Below are 699 nucleotides of genomic sequence, written 5' to 3'. Positions count from 1 at the left end.
TGCAGCTGTTCGTTCGCGCGATTGAGTTTTTCGAGCTCTTGCTGAAGCGATGCTTTCTCGGCTTCGAGCTGCTTCTGCAGCTCTTCGCTCAGCTGGAGCAGCTCGCTTTGCTCCTGGCGTCCTTTCTCCAGGTCTGCTTGCAGCTTCTTCTCCCGCTCTATGTACTGCGCTTGCTCGGCGCTTATGTTTGCTTGTGTCGTGCGTTCCGACTGGCGCAGCTTGGCGATCTCGGCGGTCAACCGCTCTTCCTCGCGGGACCAGTCTGCCAGCTGCCGCTCGCGCTCGCGCTGCTCTTGGCCCAGTGCCGTGAGGCTCTTATCGAGCTCAGCCTGCAGTTGCTCCGCTTGCCCGGCCTGTCGGGCTTGCAGGGACTGCGCGTCAGCGAGCTGCGTCTCGGTGCCGGCGAGCTGAGCTTGCGCGGAGGCAAGCTGCCCCTGCGAGGCAGTGAGCTGCTCGCGCAACTGTGCGGCTTCTCGCTCGAGCTGCTCGCGGGCTTGCCGCTCAGCGGCGTGCTCTTGCTCGCTGAGGCGTAGCAGCTCGCCGCTCTCTTCTCTGCCGCGATCGTGCTCAGCGCGCAGCTCTTCGAGCGCTTGGCGTGCTCCGATGAGCGCTTCGTTCAGCTGAGCCGCCTCCTGCTGCTGCTTCGCCAAAGCCCGCTCGTGCTCGCTACGTGCAGAAGCCAGCGCTCGCTCGTGCTCG

The 699-nt window shown here is 64.8% G+C and carries 1 protein-coding gene; it reads right to left on the bottom strand.

Going from position 1 to position 699, the window contains the following annotated elements; all coding sequences use genetic code 11:
* Positions 1–699 (bottom strand): coiled-coil domain-containing protein (locus PKO02S_RS32755; RefSeq protein WP_164821840.1); only part of this gene is annotated, 699 nt, incomplete at both ends.

This window comes from Paenibacillus koleovorans NBRC 103111, from assembly GCF_004000845.1.
Classification (GTDB): Bacteria; Bacillota; Bacilli; order Paenibacillales; family NBRC-103111; genus Paenibacillus_AA; species Paenibacillus_AA koleovorans.
This window is presented reverse-complemented; position numbering and strand designations above follow the sequence as displayed.